Raw genomic sequence first — 25,022 nt, 5'->3', positions numbered from 1 at the left:
CGTCGTGGTCACTTCGATGCGGTGGTCTTGTTTTCCATATTCACGACCTGCACGCGGCGGTTCACCTCCGCCATCGGCTGGCTCGGATCCTTTAGCTTGCTCTTGCCGTAGCCGACGGTGACGAGGTCGGCGGCGGCGATGCTGTACTTCTCGACGAGGTAGCGCTTGATTGAATCCGCGCGGCGTTCCGATAGCTCCTGATTGTAGCCCTCGCCGCCGGCGGCGTCGGTGTGGCCGGCGACCACGAAGGTCGAGCCTTTCAGGTCGGGGCTGGTCAGCGCGCGGCCGAGCGCCTGCACCGAAGGCAGCGACTTGGCGCTGATATCGGCTGAGTTGTAGTCGAAGGTGATTTCGAGATCGATATTCGGCTTGTCCTTGGCGGCGGAGGCGATCTCCTCGCGCTCGATCGACGAGAGCGAGCGGGTGGCGCGGCCACGGACGGACTGGATCAGCTTGGTTTCCGCCGGGTTCGGCGCCGGATCGGCCTGCGGGGTGATCGAGAGGCCACGGGTCAGGGGCTTTTTCGGCGGCGGCGCCAGCGCGCGGACGATCTCGTCCTCGGTGACGTTCTTGCTGTTGCCGTCGTCGCCGGCGAAGGCGGGCGGGAGCGTCAGCGACAGCGCGGCACTGACGGTGATGATGGACAGGACCGCGGTCAGTCCCTTTGCAGCCAATCTCATTGCCAGTCCCTCCTGCGCGAGCGCGCGCGGTTCCAAAATTCTTGCAATAGGCCCCACGGCAAGGCCGCCTGCGGCGTCCGTTCCGTTAGTCTTTGCCGGGCCGCCATGGGTTCGAGGCGCCGCCGGCCTAAAATCAAAAAAATATCAACGCACTCCGTAACTTGCGAATTCCCCAGCGATGTTCGGGTCCATCGCCTTGGCATTGGCGATGTCGAGCGCGCCCTCCTGGGCCGAGCCGTTGCGCTGCTTCGCCACGCCCCGTCCATAGAGCGAGGAGGTCAGGCGCGGATTGATCTTCAGCGCGGCGTCGAAATCGGCGATGGCATTCTTCACCGCCCCGGATTTGAGGTTCACCAGCCCGCGGCTGTCCAGCGCATCGACGAAATTCGGCCGCAGCCGCAGCGCCTCGTTGCAATCCTTCAGCGCACCCTGGAGGTCGCCGACCACGGCGCGGGTCCAGCAGCGATTGTTCAGCCCCTCGACGTCCTTCGAATTGATCCGGAGCGTGTCGTCAAAATCCCTGATGGCGAGGCTGTAGGCCCCCTTGCTGGCATAGACCTGGCCACGCCGGTACAGCGCATTCACGTCATCCGGATTGGCGGCGATCTTGGCCGTCAGGCCCTTGATGGTGGGATCCTCAGCCAGCGCGGCCGCGCTCGGCCCGCCATCTGCGTTCGGCGCCAGAGCTGGCTCGACCGGTTTAACCGGCGGTTGCGGCGGAGGCAGCGCGGCCTCAACCTGTGGCTTCGGTGCCGGCGGCGGTGACGCAGGTGCAGGCGGCGCCGGCGGATTGTTCGCAGCCACGGGTGGTGCTGGCGGGGCGGGCGGAACCGGAGGCGGGTTGTTGGCGACCGCAGGCGGCGGTGCGGGAGGCGCCGGTGGCGGTGTCGTCGCCGTCGGGCGCGATCCAGCGGCTCCCGGAATGAACGAGAAATCCTCGGCCAGCGAAGACGAGATCCAAGGCACCTGCTCGCCGCGCGAGGCGCGGGTGACGCCCATCTTGGTGCGGTTCAGCGTTTCCTCCGCCATCAGGTCGGGGACGCGGATTTCCTTGAGCAGTTCCTGGACGAACAGGCTGTGGTCGCCGCCGGCGTCCGACACCACCGAAGCCAGCGCCGCCGAATACATCACCAGCGTACCATTCGGCGCGATGACCGGGGTCAGGCCCGCCGAGAAGCTACGGAACCGCCGTTCAAACGGGTTGCGCCTGGACGCATCGATCAGCGCGATCTTGACGCCGGCGCCCCGGGTGTTGAGCTCGCCCAGGATGGCTTCGATGCTGAAACCGTCGCGACGGACGTCGGACTCGGTCCAGATCTGCGCGTCGATCGGGATCATGTAGCTCTGGCGCGCCGACTGGATGCCGAACCCGCTGTAGAAGATCAGCGCCACCGAGCCCGGCTTGATCTTGCCGTAGAGCTTGTCGAAGGCGCGGCGCATGCCGTCGCCGGTCAGGTTCTCCCCGACCTCCACCGAGAAGCCGTCGCGCTTGAGTTCGTCGGCGACATCGCGGGTATCGTTGATCGGCTCCTTCAGCGGGCTGTCCGCGTCAGGATATTTGGCATTGCCGATGACCAGCGCATAGCGGTCGCCGGCCGCATGCGATGACGCGGCCGGGATGAGCGAGACAAGCAATGGCAGAAGAAAAAGGAAGCGAATTTTCATAATCAGCGCGGTCCAGCCAAAAAGGCGCCGTTCCCAGCTTGCGCCGCGGCGACCTTAACTTACGCAAAGTGCATTATCAAACCGGCGAGTGGGGGCGTCAACCGCTTGGAGATTCGGCACTATCGCGACAATTGATCGCGACATAAGGGCGGCTGCGAGGGGAATAATTCGGTTGTCACGCCTTTACTCGACGCGTTCTCGTTCACGGTTCCGGCGGCCATGTTAGGGCCGGTACGAGCGACGAAAATGTGATTGGTCTCACATTGGGCCTCGCGTCCGCTGCAGGCTCAGACGTTTGACCTTTGCGACGGGCGATGGCTTGGTGCGCGACAGGTCCATTCAGAAAAAGCAAAAGCCGGGATCAAAGTCATGGGAAATGCCTACGAAATCTACGCGCTGCGCTATGCGACGATGTCGCCGCGCACGCCCAGCATGAATTTTTTGGCGCCCGACCCGCATGACAGCGCGGCGCAGGATCTCGACTACTTCGTTTGGCTGATCCGAGGGCAGGGCCGCGATATTCTGGTCGATACCGGCTTCAATGCCGAGGAAGCCACCTCGCGCGCGCGCAAGCTGACGCTCAATCCAGTCGATGCGCTGGAGCGTTTTGGTGTTGCCGCGTCGAGCATCCGCAACATTATCGTGACGCATCTGCATTACGATCACGCCGGCAATCTCGACCGCTTCCCGAATGCGCGCTTCCATCTCCAGGAGCGCGAGATGGCTTACGCGACGGGGCGCTGCATGTGCAACGGACTGCTGCGACATCCATTCTCGGTCGAGCACGTCACCCAGATGGTGCGCCACGTCTATGGCGAGCGCGTCCATTTCTATTCCGGCGACGGCGAGGTCGCGCCCGGTGTCACCGTGCACCGTGTCGGCGGCCATTCGGATGGCTTGCAAGTGGTCAAGGTCGAGACCGCGCGCGGTCCGGTGGTGCTGGCGTCGGACGCCGCGCATTATTACGCCAATCTGCAGCGCCGCAGCCCGTTCCCGATCGTCTACAATGTCGGCGACATGGCCGTGGGCTGGGAGACGATCGAACGTCTCGCCGGCCATCCCGATCGCTACATTCCTGGCCACGACCCGATCGTGACCGAGATCTATCCGCGCGCCAGCGACAAGGTCGACGCCTGGGCGCTGCACCTGCCGCCGACGCGGTCGTTCGCGAGGTGACATGACAGCGTCATTCCGGGGCGCCGCAATGCGGCGAACCCGGAATCCATCGCGCCACCGGTTGCCCAGATGAATGGATTCCGGGTTCGCGCTACGCGCGCCCCGGAATGACAGAGGAGACTAATACGCCTGCTTGGCGTCGGCCTCTTCGCTCGTCTGGATCAGGTCGAGGCTTTCCTCGATCTTGCCGAGCAGTGCTGAGAGCTGCTTGCGTTCCTGCGCGGAGAGGCAGGCGAGGATCTCGTCTTCCCGACGCAGCAATTGCGGGAACAACTCCTCGTAAAGCGCGCGGCCCTCCTTCGTCAGCTGCAGGCGGAATTCGCGGCGGTCGGCTTCGTTCTCGACCCGCTCGATCAGGCCGCCATGCAGCAGCGCCGTCACTGCGCGGCTGATGGTCGATTTGTGCGTGCGGGTGCATTGCGAGATGTACTGCGCGCTGCAGGCATCGTTGCGGAAGCCGAGCGTGGCAATCACGCGCCAGGCCGGAATGTCGAGGCCGTGACGTTCCTGATATTCGACTGCGAGCGCGGAACTGACCTCCGCCGCGAGCCGGTTGAGCCGGAACGGCACGAACTTGAACAGATCGAGCCGCGATTTGGGTCGCGGTGAAGCCTCATCGGCTTGCCGTGTCTTCAGCGCGATGTCGCTGGATGTCCTCGCCAAGGAGAGCGCTCCGAATTCCAGTTGACGGCCGGCCGGCGTCGGTCCAAAATAGTTGCACGTGAGACTATCTAGCAGATCAGTCTTCTCCTGACCAGAGCCGAGGTTAGTGTATGGCGGGCGCCAATACGCATCAGGCCAAAACCCAGTTCGGCTATCGCCGCCACTCCGACCAGGATCGCCCCGGCCAAAATCCGGCCGAGCACCCGGTCGTGGTCGTCGGCGCAGGGCCCGTTGGGTTGTCGCTGGCGATCGATCTCGCCCAGCGCGGCCAGCCCGTCGTTCTTCTGGATGACGCTGATCGTATCGGCGAGGGCTCACGTGCGATCTGCTTCTCGAAACGTTCGCTGGAATATTGGGACCGACTCGGCGTCGCCGACCGCATGGTCGACAAGGGCGTGGTGTGGAGCGTCGGCCGCATCTTTCACGGCGAGTCCCAGCTCTACCAGTTCAATCTGCTGCCCGAGGATGGCCACAAGCGGCCGGCCTTCATCAATCTCCAGCAATATTACGCCGAGGCCTATCTGGTCGATCGCATTAGCGATCTGCCCGCGATCGACTTGCGCTGGCGGAACAAGGTGACGGCGGTCGAGCAGCGCAACGATTCCGTTGTGCTGACGATCGAGACGCCCGAAGGCGCCTATCGCCTGCACGCGCAATATGTCGTCGCCTGCGATGGCGCCCGTTCTTCGTTGCGGCAGATGGTCGGTGCCGAGTTTGCGGGACAGGTGTTCGAGGACCAGTTCCTGATCGCCGACGTCAAGATGACCGCGGAATTCCCGACCGAGCGGTGGTTCTGGTTCGATCCGCCGTTTCATGCCGGCCGCTCGGCGCTGCTACACCGGCAGCCCGATGACGTCTGGCGTATCGATCTCCAGCTCAATCGCTATGCCGATCCCACAGTCGAGAAGAAGCCTGAGAATGTGCGACCGCGCGTCGCGCGCATGCTCGGGCACGACAAATTCGAGTTCGAGTGGATTTCGCTCTACAAATTCCAGTGCCGGCGCATGGAGCGCTTCCTCCATGGCCGCGTGATTTTTGCGGGCGATTCCGCGCATCAGGTCTCGCCCTTCGGTGCGCGCGGCGCCAATTCCGGGCTCGAGGATGCAGAAAATATTTCGTGGAAGCTCGACCGCGTGCTGCGCGGCACCTCGCCCGTAAGCCTGCTCGAAAGCTACCATGTTGAGCGTAGCGGGGCTGCCGACGAGAATATCCGCGAATCCACCCGCTCGACCGATTTCATGGCGCCGAACTCGCATCAGGAAGCCCGGCTGCGCCAGGCGGTGCTGTCGCTCGCCAAGGAAACCGAGTTCGGCAAGCGCATGGTCAATGGCGGAAGGCTGTCGGTGCCGTGCAGCTATGATTCGCCGCTGTCCTCGCCCGATGCCGATGCGTGGCGCAGTGGACCATCGCCGGGCTGCTCCATGGTCGATGCGCCGGTTGCGACGCGCGCGGGCGAGCAGGCCTATCTGACAGATGCCTTCCGCAAGGGTGGAACAGATTTTACCCTGCTGTCGTTCAGCAATGGCGCGGCGGCCGATGCGCCCGATGGCGTGAAGAATATTCGTATCGGCGGCGATGGCGAACTTGCCGATTCGCAGGGCCTCATCGCCAAGCGCTATGACGCCGAGCCGGGCTCCGCCTATCTGCTCAGGCCTGACGGCTACGTCGCGGCGCGTTTCCGCCATCCGACGCGTGAGGCGATCGCGGCCGCACTGTCGCGGGCTCAAGGCTTGAATTGAGGTTTCGTATGCCGCTTTCCACCAGTTCCAACTTTGCGCGGCCCGACGATGCCTTTCGCGCCATCGTCGAGGCGCATCGCGGCCTCACCGACGAGCAGAGCGCCGATTTCGACGCGGCGCTGGTGCTGATCCTCGCCAATCATATCGGCGACATCGACGTGTTGCGGGAAGCGCTCGTGCTGGCGAAACGCCGCATGGTCGACGGCCAGCAGCAACAGCAGCAACAACAATAACCCAAAGACTTGAAGCAAAAAACTTAAGGATGAACTGATGGCGAAGAATTTCGCATCCACCGGCGATCTCTCCGAGAAGAAGATCACCTTCTCGGAGATCGGCACCGATCTCTACGCTTTCACCGCCGAGGGCGATCCGAACACCGCGATCATCGTCGGCGACGACGGCTGCCTCGTGTTCGACGCGCAGGCGACGCCGGCGATGGCAAACAAGGTGATCGAGCGTGTGCGCACCGTCACCGACAAGCCGATCAAATATGTCGTGCTGTCGCATTATCACGCCGTGCGTGTGCTCGGCGCCTCCGCCTACAAGGCGCAAGGCATCGTCGCCTCGCAGGAGACCTATCGTCTCATCGAGGAACGCGGCCAGCAGGATTGGGATTCCGAGTATGGCCGTTTTCCCCGCCTGTTTCAGGATGCCCAAAGCATTCCCGGCCTGACCTGGCCGACGCTGACCTTTGAAGGCGAGATGTCGATCTATCTGGGAAAGCGCGAGGTGCGGCTGATGCAGTTGGGAGCCGGCCACACCTCCGGCGACATCGTCGCCTGGGTGCCGGATGCCGAAGTCATGTTCTCCGGGGACCTCATCGAATATCACTCGGCCTGCTATTGCGGCGATGCGCATTTGCGCGAGTGGCCGCTGACGCTGAACGAGATCCGCAATTTCAATCCCAAGGCGATCGCGCCGGGCCGCGGCGATGCGCTCAAGGGCACGGCCACGGTGCGCGAAGCCATCGCGATGACGCGCGACTTCGTCACGTCGCTCTATGGCGCCGCCGAAATCTCGGTCGCCAGGGGCCGCACGCTGAAGGAATCGATGGCGGCGACGCGCGAGGTGATGGATCCGAAATTCCACAGTTTTGCCATCTACGAGCATTGCCTGCCGTTCAACGTCTCGCGCGCGTATGACGAAGCATCGGGGATCGACGATCCCGTGATCTGGACCGACAAGCGCGACCAGGAAATGTGGGCGGCCCTGCAAGGAGGAGGATAGTCATGAACATCAATGCCTCGCCTGATCAGATCATCCGCAGCTCAGCGCAGGTCACGCCGGGCTACATGTCCGGCTTCGGCAACAGCTTCGAGACCGAAGCGCTGCCGGGCGCGCTGCCTCTGGGGCGCAACTCGCCGCAGCGCTGCGCTTACGGGCTTTATGCCGAGCAGCTCTCGGGCTCGCCCTTCACCGCGCCGCGCGGCACCAATGAGCGCTCCTGGCTCTATCGCATCCGCCCGTCGGTGAAGCATTCCGGCCGCTTCGAGAAGGTCGATGCCGGCCTGTGGCGCTCGGCGCCGTGCCATGAACATGATCTTCCGATCGCGCAGCTGCGCTGGGACCCGACGCCGCTGCCAAAGGAGGACGTCACCTTCCTGCAGGGCGTGCAGACCATGACGACCGCGGGCGACGTCAACACGCAAGGAGGCATGGCCGCGCATGTCTATCTCATCACCAAGTCGATGGTGGACCAGCACTTCTACAATGCCGACGGCGAGCTGATGTTCGTGCTTCAGCAGGGCAATCTTCGAATCGTCACAGAATTCGGCCGCATCGACGCCGAGCCCGGCGAGATCGTGGTGATCCCGCGCGGCGTCAAATTCCGTGTCGAGATCCCGAACGGTCCGGCGCGCGGCTATCTCTGCGAGAACTATGGCGGCGCCTTCACGCTGCCGGAGCGCGGGCCGATCGGCGCCAACTGTCTTGCGAACGCGCGGGACTTCCTGACGCCCGTTGCTTACTACGAGGACAAGGACACGCCGACCGAGTTGTTCGTGAAATGGGGCGGGTCATTGTTCAAGACACAGCTCGCCCATTCGCCGATCGACGTCGTCGCCTGGCACGGCAATTATGCGCCATACAAATACGATCTGCGCACCTTCTCGCCGGTCGGCGCGATCGCCTTCGACCATCCCGATCCCTCGATCTTCACGGTGCTGACCTCGCCCTCGGAGACCGCGGGCACCGCGAATATCGACTTCGTCATCTTCCCCGAGCGCTGGATGGTGGCGGACAACACTTTCCGGCCGCCCTGGTATCACATGAACATCATGAGCGAGTTCATGGGCCTGATCTACGGCGTCTACGACGCCAAGCCGCAAGGCTTTGTGCCGGGCGGCATCAGCCTGCACAATTGCATGCTGCCGCACGGCCCCGACCGCGATGCCTTCGAGCACGCCAGCAACGGCGAGCTGAAGCCGGTGAAGCTCACGGGCACCATGGCCTTCATGTTCGAAACCCGCTACCCGCAGCGCGTGACAGCGCATGCCGCGAATGCATCCACACTGCAGGACGATTACGCGGATTGCTGGAAGGGACTGGAGAAGCGGTTCGATCCGAACCGGCCGTAGTTTTTCTTACCCTCCCCTGGAGGGGGAGGGTCGCTACGCATGCAGCGTAGCGCAATGCGTAGCGGGGTGGGGTGAAGGCCTTTCCGCATCGGACACTGCCCGTGTTGAGAGATCACCCCACCCCGTCTCATATTTTCGCTGCGCTCAATATGAGCCGACCCTCCCCCTCCAGGGGAGGGTGACACCGTCACCGCTGCGCCCATGGGAAACCAATGCCCCACCCCAACGATCCCGGCCTCCGCTCCTTCATCGACGTCGATCCCGCCTCCGACTTCCCGATCCAGAACCTGCCCTATGGCGTGTTCTCGACGGTTAAGCTGAGTCCACGGCTCGGAGTCGCCATTGGCGATTTCGTACTTGATCTCTGGGAATTGGAGCAGGAAGGGCTGATCAGCGTTGGTGATCCCGGCGTCTTTGCCGTCGGACTCAACGCGTTGATGCACAAGGGTCCACAGGTCTGGTCTCGGACGCGTGCGCGGATCTCCGAGTTGCTCCGCCATGACAACCCGGAGCTTCGCGACAGCCAGCAACTGCGCGACCGTGCGCTGATCCCACGAGCGAACGTGACGATGCATCTGCCCTTCACCGTCTCCGGCTACACCGATTTCTATTCGTCGAAAGAGCACGCCACCAATGTCGGCGTCATGTTCCGCGGCAAGGACAATGCGCTGCAGCCGAACTGGCTGCACATGCCGATCGCCTACAATGGCCGTGCGTCCACCGTCGTGGTCTCGGGCACGAAAGTGAAGCGGCCACGTGGGCAGTTGAAGCCGCCGAATGTGGATGTGCCGAACTTCGGCCCGTGCAAGCGGCTCGATTTCGAGCTGGAGATGGGCGTCGTGGTCGGCCAGCCCTCGCCGATCGGCGGCATGCTGACGGAGAGCCAGGCCGAAGAGATGATCTTCGGCTTCGTCCTGCTCAACGACTGGAGCGCGCGCGACATCCAGCAATGGGAATATGTGCCGCTCGGCCCGTTCCTGGCCAAAGCCTTTGCGACCTCGATCAGCCCTTGGGTGGTGACGCGCGAGGCGCTGGAGCCGTTCCGGCTGAAGGGGCCGGAGCAGGAGCCGGTGCCGCTGGATTATCTCAAGCAGGCGAGGCCGCAGAACTACGATCTCGAGCTCGATGTCTCCTTGCGCGCCGCCGGCGCCAACGCGCCCGCCGGCATCAGCCGGACCAATTTCAAGTACATGTACTGGTCCTCGGTGCAGCAGCTGATGCACCACGCCTCCTCCGGCTGCGCGATGAATGTCGGCGATCTCTTGGGGAGTGGCACGATCTCCGGCCCCGAGAAGAACCAGCGCGGTAGCCTGCTCGAGATCAGCTGGAACGGCACAGAGCCTGTGGAGTTGCCTGATGGCACCAAGCGGTCGTTCCTTGAGGACGGCGACAGCCTCGTCATGCGCGGCTGGTGCCAGGGCAACGGTTATCGCGTGGGATTTGGTGACGTCGAGGGGACGATTTTGGCGGCGGAGTAACCTCCTCCGGCACAGCTGTGACGGTGCCAAGAGAGCCTACCGCTTCTCAGGCGGCACCTCCCTGACCCTCGCGCAATGCGCCGCGACATCGTCCAGGCCGTACTTTAAATGCACCCGCTTGTCGGACGGCGCCTGCTTGCTCGTGCACACGCCCGGTCGCCATTCCTGCGCCGGCCTGATCGGGCGCGGCGCAAAGCCGCCGCCGCAGTTCGGGCAGACGTTGGAGAGTTTTGTCTCGACGCAATCCGCGCAAAACGTGCATTCATAGGAGCAAATCCGCGCATCCGTTGCATCAGGCGGCAGGTCGCGGTCGCAATATTCGCAGTTCGGTCGAAGCTGGAGGGCCATGGTTGAATCTCCGAAGGCTGGCCGGGATCATCGCAGATCGCACGCGCAGCGCGAATGGCGTAGTTCCCTCGATTTCAGCCAGCCATCAAATCCCTGAGCGGCAGCCGTGAGCTTTCCTTCAGCCTATCCAGCACGATCGAGGAACGCACATGCGCGACGCTCTGGTGCGGCATCAGCACGTCGTTGACGAGATTGGAGAGCCCCTTGAGATCGCGCAGCACAGCCTTCAGCACGTAATCGGCGTCGCCGGTCAGTGAATAGGCCTCCTGGATTTCGTCGATCCGGTTCACCAATGCGCGAAAGCGTTTGGAATTGTCCGGCGAGTGGGTCGCGAGCCCCACCTGGATGAAGGCGATCACGCCGAAGCCGAGCGCTTCGCTGGAGAGGTCGGCATGGTAGCCGGCAATCACCTTCTCCTCCTCGAGCCGCATCCGGCGCCGCGAGCATTGCGAGGCTGACAGCCCCGCAAGATCGGCGAGCTCCTGGTTGGTGAGGCGGCCGTCGTCCTGGAGCGCGCCCAGGATCTTGAGGTCAAACGTGTCTACCGAAATCATGCGTCATTCGTCCAATTCATGCACAATTCGTGCATAAGATAGCGAAATTTCGTCCCGTTTGCACGCTCCTTGCGCGCGCAATGAAGGATAGTTCATTGCAGCAGCAATTTGGGAGAGCACCATGGGTCCGTTTCCGCACGATGCACCGCCGGCCACCATCACCGCCGACAATCCGATGGGCACCGACGGGTTCGAGTTCGTCGAATATGCGCATCCCAATCCGCCAGAGCTGCACACCCTGTTCAAGCTGACGGGTTATGCGCCCGTCGCGCGCCATAGAACTAAGAAGATCACGGTCTATCGTCAGGGCGACATCAATTATCTCGTCAATGAGGAGCCCGGCACCCACGGTTACGACTTCGTCGCCGCACACGGTCCCTGCGCGCCGTCGATGGCCTTTCGCGTGGTCGATGCGAAGGCGGCCTATGACCGCGCGCTCGCGCTCGGCGCCGAGCCTGCCGACGTGTCGTCGGCGCAGAAGACGATCGACGTGCCCGCGATCAAGGGCATCGGTGGCAGCCTGCTCTATTTCGTCGATCGCTACGGTGCCAAGGGCTCGGTCTATGATACCGAATTCGCGTGGCTCGGTGCGCGCGATCCGCGGCCCGCTGGTGCCGGCCTGTTCTATCTCGATCACCTCACCCACAACGTTCATCGTGGCCGCATGGACGTGTGGACGGGTTTCTACGAGAAGCTGTTCAACTTCCGCCAGATCCGCTTCTTCGACATCGAGGGCCGTGCGTCGGGCTTGTTCTCGCGCGCGCTGACCAGCCCGGACGGCAAGATCCGGATTCCGATCAACGAGGACGCCGGCGATTCCGGCCAGATCGAGGAATATCTGAACATCTATCGCGGCGAGGGCATTCAGCACATCGCCTGCGGCTGCCGCGACATCCACTGCACCATCGAGGGCCTGCGCGAAGCCGGCCTGCCCTTCATGCCGCCGCCGCCGAACACCTATTTCGAGCGGATCGACGCGCGCCTGCCCATGCACGGCGAGGACGTTGCGCGCTTGCAGAAGAACGGCATTCTGATCGACGGCGAGGGCGTGGTCGATGGCGGCCAGACCAAGGTGCTGCTGCAGATCTTCTCGGCCAACGCGATCGGCCCGATCTTCTTCGAGTTCATCCAGCGCAAGGGCGATGACGGCTTTGGCGAGGGCAATTTCAAGGCCCTGTTCGAGTCGATCGAGGAAGACCAGATCCGGCGCGGAGTGTTGAAGGTGGATGCGGCGGCGTAAGCCGTCCGTCGTGCTGCCGTAGGGTGGGCAAAGCGAAGCGTGCCCACCACTCTGATGCAATCGCGTAAAGACGGTGGGCACGGCGCAAGAGCGCCTTTGCCCACCCTACGAATTTTGCGCTCTTGGGCACACTATTGCGTCAAACAACGCTCCCGCCGAGACGACGGCGGAGTGTGACGCTGCAGCGGAGAATTACTTCGCGGCCCATTCCTTCATCACCGCGGAAATCTCCGTCGCCTCCGGCTCGCGAACCGCCGATGGCGTACGCGAGTAGCGCGGCGCGGGCGCGGGCTGTTTCACACCGTGGCGCTCGATGAAGACATCGCGGGCGATCATGTGCGGATGCTCGGTCGCTTCCGACATGGTCAGCACCGGCGCGAAGCAGATGTCGCTGCCTTCCATGATCTTGCACCAATCCTTGCGCGTCTTGCTCTTGAACACGGCCTTGAGCTTCTCCTTCAGCGCGGGCCAGGCCTTAGGGTCCATCTGCGCGTCGAAACCGGCGTCGGTCAGGCCTGCGTGCTCGCGCAGCAGCGCGTAGAACTGCGGCTCGATCGAGCCGATCGAAACGAAATGGCCGCAGGCGCATTCATAGACGCCGTAGAAGTGAGCGCCGCCGTCGAGGAAGTTCCGGTTGCGGCCCTCGGTCCAGCGCCCCAGCGTTTTCATGTCGAAGAAGAACGACATCAGCGATGCCGCGCCGTCGCACATCGCGGCGTCGACCACCTGGCCCTTGCCGGACCTCGAGGCTTCCAGCAGTGCGGCGAGCACGCCGACGACGAGATAGAGCGCGCCGCCGCCGAAATCGCCGACCAGATTGAGCGGCGGCACCGGCGCTTCGTTGGTGCCGATCGCGGCCAGCGCGCCGGTGATGGAGATGTAGTTGATGTCGTGGCCGGCCGCATTGGCAAGCGGGCCTTCCTGGCCCCAGCCGGTCATGCGGCCATAGACGAGCTTTGGATTGCGGGCGAGTGCGACATCGGGACCGAGGCCGAGGCGCTCCATCACGCCGGGACGGAATCCTTCGACCAGCGCGTCGGCGCTCGCGAGCAGGTCGAGCACTTGCGCGATCGCCGCCTTGTCCTTGAGGTCGAGCTCGATCACCTTGCGGCCGCGGCCCGCCACCGACTTCATGCTCTTCTTCGCGCCAACGCGGTCGAGCGTGACGACATCGGCGCCCATGTCGGCCAGCATCATGCAGGCGAACGGACCGGGGCCGATGCCGGCGAATTCGACGACGCGGAAGCCCGAGAGCGGGCCGGAAGTGCGGACGGACGAGTTCTGAGCTGGCTTGTCGAGCACGTGTTGTTTCCTCGGGTCGTAGGCAGATGCCGATGGGTTCGGCAAGCGCCTCAGACATTCCTCTTTGGGGCGAGTTAATCGGCTGACTAACTTCTCTCGCCTTCGCGCCAGCGAGGCAAGCGCTTTTCACGCATGGGCGCATCAAAAAAGCGGCGCGCATTGCTGCGCGCCGCGGAAGATTTGTGTTGAGTCGCTAAGACGAGATATCAGCCCGCAGCAGTCACCGCGCGCTGCGCCATCACCTTGACGAGGTTGGCGCGGTACTCCGCCGTGCCGTGGATGTCGGCCAGCAAACCGCTTGCGGGAATGCTGACATTGTCCAGCGCCGACGGCGACCAGTTCGCCTTCAGCGCGGCCTCGATGGCAGGAATCCGCATCACACCGCTCTGCGAAGCGCCGGTCGCGGCGACGCGGATCTCGCCCGACTTCGTCTGCGCGACGAAGACGGCGGTCAGCGCGAAGCGCGAGGCCGGATGCCGCATCTTGGCGTAGCCCGCCTTCGCCGGAACCGGGAACGACACCGCGGTGATGATCTCGCCGTCTTCAAGCGCCGTTGTGAACAAGCCCTGGAAGAAATCCTCCGCCGCAATCGACCGCTTGCTGGTCTTCACCGTGGCGCCGAGCGCGAGCAATGCGGCCGGATAATCCGCGGCGGGATCGTTGTTCGCGATTGAGCCGCCGATCGTGCCGCGATAGCGCACGGCGGGGTCACCGATCAGCGACGCCAGATAAGCGAGCGCGGGGATCGTCTTCTTGGCGGCCTCACTGGTCGCCACGTCGTAATGCGGCGTAGCGGCCTTGACGGTCAGCATGTCGCCGGAGGCTTCGACGCCGATCAGCTCCTTGATCTTGCCGAGGTCGATCACGTCGGAGGGGCTCGCAAGCCGCTGCTTCATGACCGGCAGCAGCGTCTGTCCGCCGGCGAGGAACTTTGCTTCGCTGCCCTTCGCGAAGAGAGAGGCAGCCTCATCGACTGACGAGGCGCGATGATAAGTGGTCTGATACATCTTTCTCTCCTCTCAAGCCGCGTGGATCGTGCGCCACACCCGGTCCGGGGTTGCGGGCATTTCCAGGTTGTTGTTGCCGATCGCGTCCGTGATCGCGTTGATCACGGCCGCGGAGGCGCCGATTGCACCGGCCTCACCGCAACCCTTGATGCCCAGCGGATTGCCCGGGCACAGCGTCGTGGTGTGGGAGAGATTGAACGAGGGCAGATCGTCGGCACGTGGCATGGAATAATCCATGAACGAGGCCGTGACCGGCTGGCCGTTGGCATCGTAGATCGCGTGCTCGAGGAGAGCCTGCCCGATGCCCTGGGCAAGGCCGCCATGGACCTGGCCTTCGACGATCATCGGATTGATCAGCCGGCCGAAATCATCGGCCGCAACGAAGTTGACGAAGGAGGTCTTGCCGGTGCCAGGATCGACCTCGAGTTCGCAGATGTAAGCGCCGGCCGGGAAGGTGAAGTTGGTCGGGTCGTAGAAGGCGCTTTCCTTCAGGCCCGGCTCCATCCCGTCAGGCAGATTGTGCGCGGTGTAGGCCGCGAGCGCGACCATCGGCAAGGCGATCGCCTTGTCGGTACCGGTCACCTTGAACTCGCCGTTCTCGATGACGATATCGGCCTCTGAGGCTTCCAGCGCGTGCGCGGCGATCTTCTTGGCCTTGGATTCCATCTTCTCCATGGCCTTCAGGATCGCGGTGAGACCGACCGCCGCCGAGCGCGAGCCGTAGGTGCCCATTCCGAACTGCACCTTGTCGGTGTCGCCATGGACGATCGAGACCTGGCTGATGGGGATCCCTAAGCGCTCAGCGACGAGCTGGCAGAACGTAGTTTCGTGGCCCTGGCCGTGGCTGTGCGAGCCCGTGAGGATCTCGATGGTTCCGACCGGGTTGACGCGCACCTCGGCCGATTCCCACAGACCGACGCCGGCCCCTAAGCTGCCGACCGCCTTCGACGGCGCGATGCCGCAGGCCTCGATGTAGCAGGACACGCCGATGCCGCGCAGCTTGCCCTGCGACTTCGCTTGCGCCTTGCGAGCTGCGAAGCCGGCATAGTCGATCGCCTTCATCGCGGCATCGAGCGAGGCATTAAAGTCGCCGGTGTCATAGGCCATGATCACGGGCGTCTGGTGCGGGAACTGGGTGATGAAGTTGGTCCGGCGCAGCTGGGCTGGATCGACCTTGAGCTGTCGCGCCGCCGTCTCCATCAACCGTTCGATCAGGTAGCTCGCCTCGGGGCGGCCCGCGCCGCGATAGGCATCGACCGGCGTGGTGTTGGTGTAGACCCCGACCACCTCGGCGTGGATCGCCGGGATGTTGTACTGGCCCGACAGCAGTGTGGCGTAGAGGTAGGTCGGCACCGACGACGAGAACAGCGACATATAGGCGCCGAAATTGGCGTAGGTCTTCACCTTCAACCCGGTGATCTTGTTGTTGGCGTCGAATGCCATCTCGGCATGGGTGACATGGTCACGGCCATGCGCGTCGGTGAGGAAGGCCTCAGTCCGGTCGCCGGTCCATTTCACGGGACGGCCGACCTTCTTCGAGGCCCATAACGCCACCATCTCTTCCGGATAGATGAAGATTTTCGAGCCGAAGCCGCCGCCGACGTCGGGGGCGATCACGCGCAGCTTGTGCTCGGGGGCGATGTTGTAGAACGCCGAGAGAACGAGGCGGGCGACGTGCGGGTTCTGCGAGGTCGTATAGAGCGTGAAGTGCTCCTCCGCCGCATCGTAATCGGCGATCGCCGCGCGCGGCTCCATCGCGTTAGGGGCAAGGCGGTTGTTGGTGACGTCGAGCTTGACGACATTGGCGGCCTTGGCGAAGGCGGCATCCGTTGCACCCTCGTCGCCGATCACCCAGTCATAGACCTGGTTGCCGGGCGCCTCGGGGTGAAGCTGCGGCGCGCCGGACTTGATCGCGGTCTGGACGTCGGCGACGGCCGGCAGCTCCTCATAATCCACGAGCACGGCTTCCGCCGCGTCGCGCGCGAGATTCTTGCTGTCGGCGATCACGACCGCGACGGCCTGGCCGACGAAGCGTACCGTCTCCGGCGCCATCGCCGGCCATGCGCCCATCTTCATCGGGCTGCCGTCCTTGGAGGTGATAGCCCAGCCGCAGATGAGGTTACCGACCTTGTCGTCGACCAGCTCTTGTCCGGTAAGCACCGCGACCACGCCCGGCATCTTCAGCGCGGCGGAAGAGTCGATCTTCTTCACCTTGGCGTGTGCATGTGGGCTGCGGATGAAATGGGCATGGGTCATGCCCAGCAATTTGATGTCGTCAACGTACCGGCCTTTGCCGGTAATGAAACGCTTGTCTTCCTTGCGCACGACGCGCGCGCCGATGCCTTCAACACCCATGTCTGGTCCTCCCGACCGGAATTGTTTTGACCGCGCTTTCCCTCGAAAGCTGCGGCGGTGGTTCATTATTCGAGGCGCGCCGCTTTACTCGGCCGCCTGCGAGACCTTCATGCGTCCGGCTGCATCCAGCACGGCTTTGACGATGTTGTGGTAGCCGGTGCAGCGGCAGATATTGCCTTCGAGCTCTTGGCGGACCGTGGTCTCGTCGAGCTGGCCGCCGTAGCGGTGCACGATGTCGATCGCCGACATGATCATGCCCGGGGTGCAATAGCCGCACTGCAGGCCGTGATTGTCGCGGAAGGCGGCCTGCATCGGGTGCAGTTCGTCACCCTTGGCGATGCCTTCGATGGTGGTGACGTTGGCGCCGTCGGCCTGGCCCGCCAGCATGGTGCAGGACTTCACCGCCTTGCCGTCCATATGGACGACGCAGGCGCCGCATTGGCTGGTATCGCAGCCGACATGGGTTCCGGTGAGGTTGAGGTGGTCGCGCAAGAGATGGACCAGCAGCGTGCGGTCCTCGACGTCGACAGCAACGGCCTTGCCGTTCACCGTCAGTTTGACTGTAGACACGGTTGTAGTCCTCCCGGGATGATTTTGATTGTTTCTAATTAGAGACCGCGCCCCCCGGACTTTGCAACTACGATTTTGGTCGCTCCGGTCCCGTGCGGTCGGCCTCTGGCCGACAAAACCGGGTTTTGTCCCCGGCGTGCCGAATTTACCGCCCTTTATTCATTGTGCCCTAGTTTTGCGCATCCGGGTCTGGGGGCGGGGCGCCTCCGGATTGCGGCCGAATAGAATAAATGGGGGTTGGGAATGTCCGGGCGTACCGCGTCGCCGTCCAAGCGCAGCATAATTCCGACCCTCCGGTTCCGCGCCAAGATCATCCTCGGCTTCGCCGCCGTGCTGGCGATCTCCGCCGGCAGCATGGCGTTCGCCTATTTCGGCTTCGAGCGGGTCTCATCCGGCGTCGGGTCCTACCGCAGCAGCGTCTCGGAGGCCGACCTTGCCCGCAACATCGACCGCGAGCTGCTGGCCTATCGCTCGGCCGTCAAATATTTCGTCGTCACCGGCAAGGAGGATGACGCCAAGGCGGCGCTGGACACTGAAGCCAGCCTGAAGAACGCCATCGACCAGGCCGTCAAGAGCGCCAAGGCGCCGGCGCGGCAGAGCAGCCTCGACAAGCTCGCCAAGGAGTTTTCGAATTTCTCCGCGACCTTCGCCAAGGTCCTCCAGGCCAAGCGCGACAGCACGCTGCTGGTGCAGAACCAGCTCTCGCGCAACGCCAACCTCCTGAAATACAAGCTCGACGATATCGGCAACAACGCCTCCGATTCCGAGGCGCAGTCGATCGAGTTCGGCACCAAGCAGGTCAATGCCCAGTTCCAGACCGCAAGCGCGGCGGCGACCAATTTCGTGCTGACGTCCGACCAGGCGATCGCGATCAGCGCGCTGGCACGGCTGAAATTCGTCGAGAATTCGCTCGGCGCGGTCTATTCCATGGACGACAAGATCGTCGCCGGCCTGAAGGACGCCAAGACCATCCTCGTGGCCTATCGCGAATCGCTGGAAAAGCTGATCGCCAACGCCAAATTGATCGACGAACTCGTCACCGAGATGAGCGGCTCGGCCGGCGCGATCCTTCAAGGCGCCACCGCCATGAAGGCGGATCTGGTCGCCGAACAGCAGCGGCTGGATTCCGAATCGGAAGCTATCATCGGGAAGACCGAGCAACTGGTGCTGATGCTTGCCGTCGGCGGCACGCTGCTCGGCGCGATCCTCGCCTTCCTGCTCGGCACCGGCATCTCGCGGCCGATGATTGCGATGTGCAAGGCGATGCGCGAGCTGGCTTCGGGCAACTTCGACGTCGTGTTGCCGGGCTTGGGGCGCAAGGACGAGATCGGCGAGATGGCCGGTGCGGTCGAGGAATTCAAGGTTCAGGCGGTCGTCAAGGCCGAGCGGGATGCCGCCGCCAGCGAAGCCCAGAGTAGGGAGCAGGCCGCAAGCCGCCGCGGCGAGCTGATCCGCTTCGCCGATGATTTCGAGAGCGCCGTCGGTGCCATCGTGTCCAACGTCTCGGCCTCGGCTGTCCAGCTCGAATCGTCGGCGTCCACCCTGACCCGCACCGCCGAGACCACGCAGACCCTGTCAAGCCAGGTCGCCGGCGTCTCCGAGCAGGCCTCCAGCAACATGCAGTCGGTCGCAACCGCGACCGAGGAATTGTCGGCGTCCGTCGAAGAGATCGGTCGCCAGGTCCGTGACTCCAGCCGCATTGCTGAAGCCGCCGTCACGCAGGCCAAGGAAACCGACAGCCGCATCGGCAAACTGTCGCTCGCGGCCCAGCAGATCGGCGAGGTCGTCAAGCTGATCACGGCGATTGCCGAGCAGACCAACCTTCTGGCGCTCAACGCCACCATCGAGGCAGCCCGTGCTGGTGAAGCCGGCCGCGGCTTTGCCGTGGTCGCGAGCGAAGTGAAGTCGCTGGCGAGCCAGACCGCGAAGGCCACCGACGAGATTTCCTCCCACATCACAGGTATGCAGGGCGCGACCGCCGAGTCGGTCGCTGCGATCAAGGAGATCGGCGCGACCATCGGCCAGATCTCATCGATCTCGACCTCGATTGCGAGCGCCGTCGAGCAGCAGGGCGCCGCGACGCAGGAGATCGCCCGCAGCGTCCAGACCGTCGCCCAGGGCACCCAGACGGCCGCCACCGACATCGGCCAGGTCAACCGCGGCGCTGCGGAAACCGGCTCGGCCTCGGAAGAGGTGCTGAATTCCGCGAAGACCCTCTCCAGCGAAAGCACCCGCCTGCGCGCCGAGCTCGACCGCTTCATGGCGAATATCCGGGCGGCGTAGAGCCTGGGTCGCTTCCACTTGCTCCAATGTCGTCCGGTTTTCACCGGCACGACGGCCGTCCCCGCGTCACCTAACCGCAAGTTGCGACGCGTAAATTTACCGCAGCTTATCCTTTGCCATTTACCGTGCATTTGAGTCGGGGAGCGGGCTGTTCCCGGGCTGCGCCTGGTTTTCCGCGAATGGAATGGGGTGGGGGAATGTCCGTGAAGTCGAAGCCGAGCTCATCGAAGCTCTTCACCTTGCGTTTTCGTGCAAAAATCATCCTCGGCTTCGTGGCGGTGCTGGCCATCCTCGCCGTCAGCATGGCATTTGCCTATTTCGGCTTCGAGCGAATCGCGGGCGCTGTCGCCTCTTACCGGGCCAGCGTGGCGGAAGCCGACCTGGCGCGGACCGTCGATCGCGAATTGATCAGCTATCAAGGGCTGACCCGGGCCTACACCCTGACCGGCGCGGCGGATGACGAAACGGCGGCCAAGGCGGCCGAACAGAATCTCAAGGCGGCGATCGCGAAGACGATGTCTGCCACAACAGGCGCGGCTCGCCGTGAGCAGGTCGGCAAGCTCGACGCCGAGTTCCAGCGCTTTACCAAAGTGTTCGGCGAGATCATCACGCTGACGCGTGAGAACAGCAAGATCGCGACCGATGAGCTGAATAGCGTCGGCAACAAGATCCGCTTCAAGTTCGACGACCTCGCCGACACTGCTGCGCTGGCGGGCCTGAACTCGGTCCAGACCACGGCAAAGGACATCACCTCGCAATATCTTGCTGTCTCCACCTCGGTCAGTGCGTTCGTCGCCAAGCCGGAGCCGAAGACCGCCGACGGCGTGATCGCCCGTATCAAGTTCCTGGAGACGCTGCTGGTCTCGATCTACGCCAACGACCAGAAGATCACCGACCGCGTCACCGAGATCGGCAATTTGCTGAAGCAGTACCGCACGTCCTTTGCAAAGCTGTCGGAGAACGTGAAGATCATCGTCAAGTCCAACGGCGAGATGACCAAGACGGCCGCATCCATTCTCAAGCTCTCGGGCGAGTTGCGGTCGGATCTCTCGGCCGATCAGCAGCGCATCGAGACGAGCGCCAACGCGACCATTGGCGAAACTGAGCGGCTGATGCTGATGCTCGCGCTAGGCGGTCTTGCCGTCGGCGCCGTGCTGGCCCTGATGCTGGGTAACGGCATCTCGCGGCCGATGATCGCGATGTGCAAGGCGATGCGCGAGCTTGCCTCGGGCAATTTCGACGTCGTGCTGCCGGGCTTGGGGCGCAAGGACGAGATCGGCGAGATGGCCGGCGCGGTCGAGGAATTCAAGGTTCAGGCGGTCGTCAAGGCCGAGCGGGATGCCGCCGCCAGCGAAGCCCAGAGTAGGGAGCAGGCCGCAAGCCGCCGCGGCGAGCTGATCCGCTTCGCCGATGATTTCGAGAGCGCCGTCGGTGCCATCGTGTCCAACGTCTCGGCNTCNGCNGTCCAGCTCGAATCGTCGGCGTCCACCCTGACCCGCACCGCCGAGACCACGCAGACCCTGTCAAGCCAGGTCGCCGGCGTCTCCGAACAGGCCTCCAGCAACATGCAGTCGGTCGCAACCGCGACTGAGGAATTGTCGGCGTCCGTCGAAGAGATCGGTCGCCAGGTCCGTGACTCCAGCCGTATTGCCGAGGCCGCCGTCACGCAGGCCAAGGAAACCGACAGCCGCATCGGCAAGCTCTCGCTCGCAGCCCAGCAGATCGGCGAGGTCGTCAAGCTGATCACGGCAATCGCCGAGCAGACCAACCTTCTGGCGCTCAACGCCACCATCGAGGCAGCCCGTGCTGGTGAAGCCGGCCGCGGCTTTGCCGTGGTCGCGAGCGAAGTGAAGTCGCTGGCGAGCCAGACCGCGAAGGCCACCGACGAGATTTCCTCCCACATCACAGGTATGCAGGGCGCGACCGCGGAGTCGGTCGCCGCGATCAAGGAGATCGGCGCGACCATCGGCCAGATCTCGTCGATCTCGACTTCGATTGCGAGCGCCGTCGAGCAGCAGGGCGCCGCGACGCAGGAGATCGCCCGCAGCGTCCAGACCGTCGCCCAGGGCACCCAGACGGCCGCCACCGACATCGGCCAGGTCAACCGCGGCGCTGCGGAAACCGGCTCGGCCTCGGAAGAGGTGCTGAATTCCGCGAAGACCCTCTCCAGCGAAAGCACCCGCCTGCGCGCCGAGCTCGATCGGTTCATGGCGAACATCCGGGCGGCGTAGGCTTCGTCGCGCGTAGACGCTCCGCGCCGGCCTCACTCTCCACTGTCGTCCCGGCGAAGGCCGGGACCCATAACCCCAGGACGTGGTTTGGCGAAGATCGATTGTTCGGTACGCCTACCTTCCGCCATTGATAGATCACGCGGTATGGGTCCCGGCCTTCGCCGGGACGACGAAGGATGAGTCCGAATCACTCCCTCCCGAACGCCCGCTTCAGCTCCGCCTTCGCTTTCTCCAACCGTTCGCGCTGCGCCTTTGGCAAGGTCTTGCCGGCGCGGTTGATATAGAACGTCAGCATCGATAGTGCCGAGCGATAAGCGCCGGTCTTGCGGCGCGTGCTGTGCTCGGCGGAGCGCTTCAGTGAGGCCGCGATCCGTTTCGGGCTCGTAAGCGTGAACACGCCGCGCTTGAGGTCGAGCGCGTCGCTCTCCTTTGTCACGCGCTGCGACCAGCGTTTTGGCGTGGCGCGCTTTGGGCTCTTGCGTGCGGTGCTGCGCCTTGCGCTGGTCTTCTTGCCTGATGCGGTTTTGCGCGAATGTGTCGTCTTTCTGACATGAGCCATGCGTCAACTCCTTGCGGCTCCAGCGGAAACGGCCAGCATTCGGCGCCGTTCCTAACGGAACCTGCCCTTGCCGCGGACGTTGTCGCAGGTGGCAGGCGGAATGCCGCACCCCATGACCCAGCAATGCGATGGAATTGCAGCAAAGCCCGGCGCTGAATGATGGACCTGCAGTCGCGATGGCGGCCGCGACCGATCGCATCGTCGAGACCAGCATTCCCGCGCGGCTCGACGCGCTGCGCTGGAGCGGCTTTCACACCCGCGTCGTGCTGGCGCTCGGGATCACGTGGATTCTCGATGGACTTGAGGTGACGTTGGCCGGCGCGCTGTCGGGCGCTCTGAAACAGAGCCCGACGCTGCACTTCTCCAACCTCGATCTCGGTATCGCGAACTCCGCCTACCTTGCAGGCGCCGTGCTTGGCGCGCTCGGCTTTGGCTGGCTGACCGATCGCATCGGCCGCAAAAAACTATTCTTCATCACGCTCGCGCTCTACCTCTCCGCGACGGCCGCGACCGCACTGTCCTGGGATATCGCAAGCTATGCGTTGTTCCGCTTCCTGACCGGCGCCGGCATCGGCGGCGAATACACCGCGATCAACTCGACCATCCAGGAGCTGGTGCCGGCGCGCTACCGCGGCTGGACTGATTTGGTCATCAACGGCAGTTTCTGGATCGGCGCGGCGATGGGCGCGGTCGCAGCCATCGTGCTGCTTGACCCCGCGGTGATCGGCCCCGACCTCGGCTGGCGTCTCGCCTATCTCATCGGCGCGACCATCGGTCTCGTCGTGCTGTTGATGCGGATGTGGATCCCGGAAAGTCCGCGCTGGCTGATGATCCATGGCCGCCCGGAACAGGCCCACGCGATCGTCGACGACATCGAGCGTTCGGTGATTGGGCATGGTCAAGATGCGAGCGATGGACGCTTCGCCAAGATGCGCCTGAAGATGCGCGATCACACCCCGATCCGAGAGGTCGTGCATACGCTGTTCTTCACCTATCGTCAGCGCGCGCTGGTCGGCCTCGTGCTGATGGCCGCGCAAGCCTTCTTCTACAACGCGATCTTCTTCACCTTCGCGCTGGTGCTGACCGATTTCTACGGCATCAGCGCCGATCATGTCGGCTGGTACCTGCTGCCGTTCGCGGCCGGAAACTTCCTCGGACCGCTGCTGCTCGGCCGCCTGTTCGACACGCTCGGCCGCCGCACCATGATCATGTTCACCTATGGCGCCTCGGGCCTGCTGCTGGCTGTCTCAGGTTATCTGTTCTCGATCGGCGCGCTGAGCGCGCAGGGGCAGACCATTGCGTGGATGGTGATCTTCTTCTTTGCCTCGCCTGCGGCGAGCGCCGCCTATCTCACTGTGAGCGAAAATTTCCCCCTCGAAATTCGCGCGCTGGCGATCGCAGTGTTCTATGCGGTGGGCACCGGCATCGGCGGCGTCGTTGGCCCGGCGCTGTTCGGCGCCCTGATCGACACGGGATCACGCAACAGCGTGTTCGCCGGCTATTTGCTGGGAGCCTTTCTGATGATCGCGGCCGCGATCGTGGCGTGGCGCTACGCTATCTCCGCGGAGCGAAAATCGCTCGAGCAAGTCGCACGGCCGCTCGCCTTTATGGAGTAGACTATGAAATCGGAACTTGCTGAACTGGACCAGAAACGCGCCATGTCCGTCGATGAAACGCCCGACGCTGTGCCGGTGCCGCATGCACTCGTGCCGCATCTCGACGAGACCGCGATCCTGCTCGACATCGACGGCACGCTGCTCGACCTGATGCCGACGCCGCGCGAGGTGTGGGTGCCGCCGGGCCTGTCGGAAACGCTCAAGCGCCTGACGGAGCGCACCTCGGGCGCGCTGGCCATGGTCAGCGGCCGCTCGCTCAACGACATCGACTTGATCTTCGCGCCCGATGTCTTTCGTGCCGTCGCCGGTCACGGCGCGGAGATGCGCCTGTCGATTGGCAGTGAAGCTGACGACGTGCACGCGCCGCCGATGGACAAGGAGCTGAAACGGCGACTGGCCGCGATCGCCAAGCTCAGCCCCGGCATTCTGCTTGAGGACAAGGGCTATTCGCTGGCGCTGCATTACCGCCTCGCGCCGCATGCGGAGAAGGCAATCTACGAAGCCGTCTCGTTGATCCGCGCCGATATCCCCAATGCACCGATCGAGGTATTGCCCGGCAAGTTCGTTTGCGAGATCAAGCACTCCGGCTTCACCAAGGCGACCGGCGTGCGCGAATTGATGAAGCACGAGCCGTTCAGGGGGCGTCGTCCGATCTTCATCGGCGATGACGTTACCGACGAGACCGTGTTCGCAATCATGCCCGACATGAACGGTCTTTCTTTCTCGGTCGGCCGCCGTGCCATCGGTGTCAACGGTCACTTCGATGCGCCGAACGATGTGCGCGCGTTCCTTGCGCGTCTGCTCGACGATACAAGGTTGGAATAAGGCATCGTCATCGCAGAGCCATATTGTTGCGCGCGCAGTTCCATTGCGCGCGTAACGCAGGCTGCATGATTTTCACGCCAAAACTCTCTTTTCCAAGTGAAAACGGCGGGTTCCATCAGAGAAAACTGGTTCCAACGCGCGCGCCTGACTTTGGT

The 25,022-nt window shown here is 63.7% G+C and carries 21 protein-coding genes; 11 read left to right on the top strand and 10 right to left on the bottom strand.

What is annotated here, in order from left to right:
• Positions 1-8: 8 nt before the first annotated feature.
• Both YUA_RS0126685 and YUA_RS0126680 read right to left on the bottom strand, forming a co-directional pair.
• Positions 9-680 carry an OmpA family protein gene (locus YUA_RS0126685; RefSeq protein ID WP_027533469.1) on the bottom strand — a complete coding sequence of 224 codons (672 nt, stop codon included), beginning with the start codon at positions 678-680 and terminating at the stop codon, positions 9-11.
• Between the two features lie 144 nt (positions 681-824).
• A complete protein-coding gene (locus YUA_RS0126680) occupies positions 825-2,345 on the bottom strand; it encodes a caspase family protein (protein ID WP_027533468.1) in 1,521 nt (506 codons plus the stop codon).
• A 369-nt stretch (positions 2,346-2,714) separates the two neighbouring features.
• On the opposite strand from YUA_RS0126680, the gene YUA_RS0126675 reads away from it, so the two are divergent.
• The gene (locus YUA_RS0126675) at positions 2,715-3,521 is read left to right on the top strand and encodes an N-acyl homoserine lactonase family protein (RefSeq protein ID WP_027533467.1); all 807 of its coding nucleotides are present in this window, start codon (positions 2,715-2,717) and stop codon (positions 3,519-3,521) included.
• Positions 3,522-3,641: 120 nt separating this feature from the next.
• Here the strand turns inward: YUA_RS0126675 and YUA_RS0126670 are convergent, their stop codons facing one another.
• Complete coding sequence (locus YUA_RS0126670) at positions 3,642-4,184, bottom strand: MarR family winged helix-turn-helix transcriptional regulator (protein ID WP_027533466.1); 543 nt, start codon at positions 4,182-4,184, stop codon at positions 3,642-3,644.
• A 110-nt stretch (positions 4,185-4,294) separates the two neighbouring features.
• Here YUA_RS0126670 and YUA_RS0126665 point away from each other — a divergent pair, with 110 nt between their 5' ends.
• The 5 genes from YUA_RS0126665 (at position 4,295) to fahA (ending at position 9,977) form a co-directional block, all read left to right on the top strand.
• Positions 4,295-5,923 carry an FAD-dependent oxidoreductase gene (locus YUA_RS0126665; protein ID WP_027533465.1) on the top strand — a complete coding sequence of 543 codons (1,629 nt, stop codon included), beginning with the start codon at positions 4,295-4,297 and terminating at the stop codon, positions 5,921-5,923.
• A gap of 8 nt (positions 5,924-5,931) precedes the next feature.
• Positions 5,932-6,156 carry a DUF2783 domain-containing protein gene (locus YUA_RS0126660; RefSeq protein ID WP_027533464.1) on the top strand — a complete coding sequence of 75 codons (225 nt, stop codon included), beginning with the start codon at positions 5,932-5,934 and terminating at the stop codon, positions 6,154-6,156.
• Positions 6,157-6,193: 37 nt separating this feature from the next.
• On the top strand, positions 6,194-7,150 hold the full coding sequence (locus YUA_RS0126655) for an MBL fold metallo-hydrolase (RefSeq protein ID WP_027533463.1): 957 nt from the start codon (positions 6,194-6,196) through the stop codon (positions 7,148-7,150).
• Between the two features lie 2 nt (positions 7,151-7,152).
• Complete coding sequence (hmgA, locus tag YUA_RS0126650) at positions 7,153-8,499, top strand: homogentisate 1,2-dioxygenase (RefSeq protein ID WP_027533462.1); 1,347 nt, start codon at positions 7,153-7,155, stop codon at positions 8,497-8,499.
• Between the two features lie 212 nt (positions 8,500-8,711).
• Positions 8,712-9,977 carry a fumarylacetoacetase gene (fahA, locus tag YUA_RS0126645; protein ID WP_027533461.1) on the top strand — a complete coding sequence of 422 codons (1,266 nt, stop codon included), beginning with the start codon at positions 8,712-8,714 and terminating at the stop codon, positions 9,975-9,977.
• A 36-nt stretch (positions 9,978-10,013) separates the two neighbouring features.
• On the opposite strand, the gene YUA_RS0126640 is transcribed toward fahA, so the two are convergent.
• Positions 10,014-10,325, bottom strand: a complete 312-nt coding sequence (locus YUA_RS0126640) for a DUF1272 domain-containing protein (RefSeq protein ID WP_027533460.1) — start codon at positions 10,323-10,325, stop codon at positions 10,014-10,016.
• A 74-nt stretch (positions 10,326-10,399) separates the two neighbouring features.
• On the bottom strand, positions 10,400-10,879 hold the full coding sequence (locus tag YUA_RS0126635; RefSeq protein WP_027533459.1) for an Lrp/AsnC family transcriptional regulator: 480 nt from the start codon (positions 10,877-10,879) through the stop codon (positions 10,400-10,402).
• Between the two features lie 121 nt (positions 10,880-11,000).
• Here YUA_RS0126635 and hppD point away from each other — a divergent pair, with 121 nt between their 5' ends.
• Positions 11,001-12,119, top strand: a complete 1,119-nt coding sequence (gene hppD / locus YUA_RS0126630; RefSeq protein ID WP_027533458.1) for a 4-hydroxyphenylpyruvate dioxygenase — start codon at positions 11,001-11,003, stop codon at positions 12,117-12,119.
• Between the two features lie 192 nt (positions 12,120-12,311).
• On the opposite strand, the gene YUA_RS0126625 is transcribed toward hppD, so the two are convergent.
• The 4 genes from YUA_RS0126625 to YUA_RS0126610 form a co-directional block, all read right to left on the bottom strand.
• Positions 12,312-13,421: a CaiB/BaiF CoA-transferase family protein gene (locus YUA_RS0126625; RefSeq protein WP_027533457.1), complete on the bottom strand. Its 1,110-nt coding sequence runs from the start codon at positions 13,419-13,421 to the stop codon at positions 12,312-12,314.
• A 206-nt stretch (positions 13,422-13,627) separates the two neighbouring features.
• Complete coding sequence (locus tag YUA_RS0126620) at positions 13,628-14,428, bottom strand: xanthine dehydrogenase family protein subunit M (protein ID WP_027533456.1); 801 nt, start codon at positions 14,426-14,428, stop codon at positions 13,628-13,630.
• Between the two features lie 12 nt (positions 14,429-14,440).
• Positions 14,441-16,783 (bottom strand): xanthine dehydrogenase family protein molybdopterin-binding subunit, encoded by a 2,343-nt coding sequence (locus YUA_RS0126615; protein ID WP_027533455.1) that lies wholly within the window; start codon positions 16,781-16,783, stop codon positions 14,441-14,443.
• A gap of 84 nt (positions 16,784-16,867) precedes the next feature.
• The gene (locus tag YUA_RS0126610) at positions 16,868-17,353 is read right to left on the bottom strand and encodes a (2Fe-2S)-binding protein (protein WP_027533454.1); all 486 of its coding nucleotides are present in this window, start codon (positions 17,351-17,353) and stop codon (positions 16,868-16,870) included.
• A gap of 243 nt (positions 17,354-17,596) precedes the next feature.
• Between YUA_RS0126610 and YUA_RS0126605 the strand changes: the two genes are divergently transcribed.
• Both YUA_RS0126605 and YUA_RS0126600 read left to right on the top strand, forming a co-directional pair.
• Positions 17,597-19,636, top strand: a complete 2,040-nt coding sequence (locus YUA_RS0126605) for a methyl-accepting chemotaxis protein (RefSeq protein WP_027533453.1) — start codon at positions 17,597-17,599, stop codon at positions 19,634-19,636.
• 197 nt (positions 19,637-19,833) lie between these two features.
• Positions 19,834-21,867 carry a methyl-accepting chemotaxis protein gene (locus YUA_RS0126600; RefSeq protein WP_027533452.1) on the top strand — a complete coding sequence of 678 codons (2,034 nt, stop codon included), beginning with the start codon at positions 19,834-19,836 and terminating at the stop codon, positions 21,865-21,867.
• Between the two features lie 187 nt (positions 21,868-22,054).
• Here the strand turns inward: YUA_RS0126600 and YUA_RS45035 are convergent, their stop codons facing one another.
• Positions 22,055-22,426 (bottom strand): DUF3175 domain-containing protein, encoded by a 372-nt coding sequence (locus YUA_RS45035; protein WP_027533451.1) that lies wholly within the window; start codon positions 22,424-22,426, stop codon positions 22,055-22,057.
• A 128-nt stretch (positions 22,427-22,554) separates the two neighbouring features.
• Between YUA_RS45035 and YUA_RS0126590 the strand changes: the two genes are divergently transcribed.
• Positions 22,555-24,042 (top strand): MFS transporter, encoded by a 1,488-nt coding sequence (locus YUA_RS0126590; protein WP_027533450.1) that lies wholly within the window; start codon positions 22,555-22,557, stop codon positions 24,040-24,042.
• A 3-nt stretch (positions 24,043-24,045) separates the two neighbouring features.
• A complete protein-coding gene (gene otsB, locus YUA_RS0126585; protein WP_027533449.1) occupies positions 24,046-24,867 on the top strand; it encodes a trehalose-phosphatase in 822 nt (273 codons plus the stop codon).
• Positions 24,868-25,022: the final 155 nt, after the last annotated feature.

The organism is Bradyrhizobium sp. WSM3983, assembly GCF_000473045.1.
In the GTDB taxonomy this organism is placed as follows: Bacteria; Pseudomonadota; Alphaproteobacteria; order Rhizobiales; family Xanthobacteraceae; genus Bradyrhizobium.
Note: the sequence above shows the minus strand (reverse complement) of the source record. Positions and strands in the feature narration are given on the sequence as shown.

What these genes read in the sequence shown, in the direction of transcription:
- otsB (WP_027533449.1), top strand. Translation starts at nt 24,046, where the DNA reads ATGAAATCGGAACTTGCTGAACTGGACCAGAAACGCGCCATGTCCGTC.
- fahA (WP_027533461.1), top strand. Translation starts at nt 8,712, where the DNA reads ATGCCCCACCCCAACGATCCCGGCCTCCGCTCCTTCATCGACGTCGAT.
- YUA_RS0126660 (WP_027533464.1), top strand. Translation starts at nt 5,932, where the DNA reads ATGCCGCTTTCCACCAGTTCCAACTTTGCGCGGCCCGACGATGCCTTT.
- YUA_RS0126665 (WP_027533465.1), top strand. Translation starts at nt 4,295, where the DNA reads ATGGCGGGCGCCAATACGCATCAGGCCAAAACCCAGTTCGGCTATCGC.
- YUA_RS0126605 (WP_027533453.1), top strand. Translation starts at nt 17,597, where the DNA reads ATGTCCGGGCGTACCGCGTCGCCGTCCAAGCGCAGCATAATTCCGACC.
- hmgA (WP_027533462.1), top strand. Translation starts at nt 7,153, where the DNA reads ATGAACATCAATGCCTCGCCTGATCAGATCATCCGCAGCTCAGCGCAG.
- YUA_RS0126680 (WP_027533468.1), bottom strand. Translation starts at nt 2,345, where the DNA reads ATGAAAATTCGCTTCCTTTTTCTTCTGCCATTGCTTGTCTCGCTCATC.
- YUA_RS0126685 (WP_027533469.1), bottom strand. Translation starts at nt 680, where the DNA reads ATGAGATTGGCTGCAAAGGGACTGACCGCGGTCCTGTCCATCATCACC.
- YUA_RS0126675 (WP_027533467.1), top strand. Translation starts at nt 2,715, where the DNA reads ATGGGAAATGCCTACGAAATCTACGCGCTGCGCTATGCGACGATGTCG.
- YUA_RS0126620 (WP_027533456.1), bottom strand. Translation starts at nt 14,428, where the DNA reads ATGTATCAGACCACTTATCATCGCGCCTCGTCAGTCGATGAGGCTGCC.
- YUA_RS0126655 (WP_027533463.1), top strand. Translation starts at nt 6,194, where the DNA reads ATGGCGAAGAATTTCGCATCCACCGGCGATCTCTCCGAGAAGAAGATC.
- YUA_RS45035 (WP_027533451.1), bottom strand. Translation starts at nt 22,426, where the DNA reads ATGGCTCATGTCAGAAAGACGACACATTCGCGCAAAACCGCATCAGGC.
- YUA_RS0126615 (WP_027533455.1), bottom strand. Translation starts at nt 16,783, where the DNA reads ATGGGTGTTGAAGGCATCGGCGCGCGCGTCGTGCGCAAGGAAGACAAG.
- YUA_RS0126635 (WP_027533459.1), bottom strand. Translation starts at nt 10,879, where the DNA reads ATGATTTCGGTAGACACGTTTGACCTCAAGATCCTGGGCGCGCTCCAG.
- hppD (WP_027533458.1), top strand. Translation starts at nt 11,001, where the DNA reads ATGGGTCCGTTTCCGCACGATGCACCGCCGGCCACCATCACCGCCGAC.
- YUA_RS0126590 (WP_027533450.1), top strand. Translation starts at nt 22,555, where the DNA reads ATGGAATTGCAGCAAAGCCCGGCGCTGAATGATGGACCTGCAGTCGCG.
- YUA_RS0126640 (WP_027533460.1), bottom strand. Translation starts at nt 10,325, where the DNA reads ATGGCCCTCCAGCTTCGACCGAACTGCGAATATTGCGACCGCGACCTG.